The sequence below is a fragment of the Burkholderia sp. B10 genome (genome assembly GCF_004368385.1).
GTDB classification, from domain to species: Bacteria; Pseudomonadota; Gammaproteobacteria; order Burkholderiales; family Burkholderiaceae; genus Burkholderia; species Burkholderia vietnamiensis.
The window spans coordinates 1-922 of sequence record NZ_PQMX01000179.1 but is presented as its reverse complement, the minus strand read 5'-3'; the positions used below and the strand labels follow the sequence as shown (position 1 = coordinate 922).

1 protein-coding gene is annotated in these 922 nt (G+C 65.6%); it reads right to left on the bottom strand.

All coding sequences use genetic code 11. From position 1 onward, the window contains the following. Nucleotides 1–922, bottom strand: a 922-nt coding sequence (gene glyA, locus C3Y15_RS31475) for a serine hydroxymethyltransferase (protein ID WP_134206966.1), incomplete at both ends; no start/stop codon positions are given.

Sequence of the window (922 nt, the reverse complement as noted above, 5' to 3'; positions counted from 1 at the left end):
ATGTGCGCCGCACCCAGCGCCGCTTCCGCCGCCTTGCCCGTGATGTGCTTCGCTCGCAGGTCCACCAGCATCACGTGGCTTTCCGTGCGGCCCGACACGATCCGCAGCCCGCGCTTCACCAGCGTCTCGGCCAGCACCCGCGCGTTCTCCACCACCTTTTGCTGATACGCCTTGAACTCCGGCGACAGCGCTTCCTTGAACGCCACCGCCTTCGCCGCGATCACGTGCATCAGCGGGCCGCCCTGGATGCCCGGGAAGATCGCCGAGTTGATCTGCTTCTCGTACTCCGCCTTCATCAGGATCACGCCGCCGCGCGGGCCGCGCAGGCTCTTGTGCGTGGTCGTCGTCACGAAATCAGCGTGCGGCACCGGGTTCGGATACACGCCCGCCGCGATCAGCCCAGCGTAGTGCGCCATGTCCACCATCAGGTACGCACCGACCGACTTCGCGATCTGCGCCATACGCGCGAAGTCGATCTTCAGCGCGAACGCCGAGGCGCCCGCGACGATCAGCTTCGGCTTGTGCTCCTGCGCGAGCTTTTCCGCCGCGTCGTAATCGATGTCTTCGTTTTCGTTCAGCCCGTAGCTCACCACGTTGAACCACTTGCCCGACATGTTCACCGGCGAGCCGTGCGTCAGGTGCCCGCCGTGCGCGAGGCTCATCCCCATGATCGTGTCGCCCGGCTTGAGCATCGCGAAGAACACGCCCTGGTTCGCCTGCGAGCCCGAGTTCGGCTGCACGTTCGCCGCTTCCGCGCCGAACAGCTGCTTCACGCGATCGATCGCCAGCTGCTCGACCACGTCGACGTACTCGCAGCCGCCGTAGTAGCGCTTGCCCGGATAACCTTCCGCGTACTTGTTCGTGAGCTGCGAGCCCTGTGCGGCCATCACGGCCGGGCTCGTGTAGTTTTCCGACGCGATCA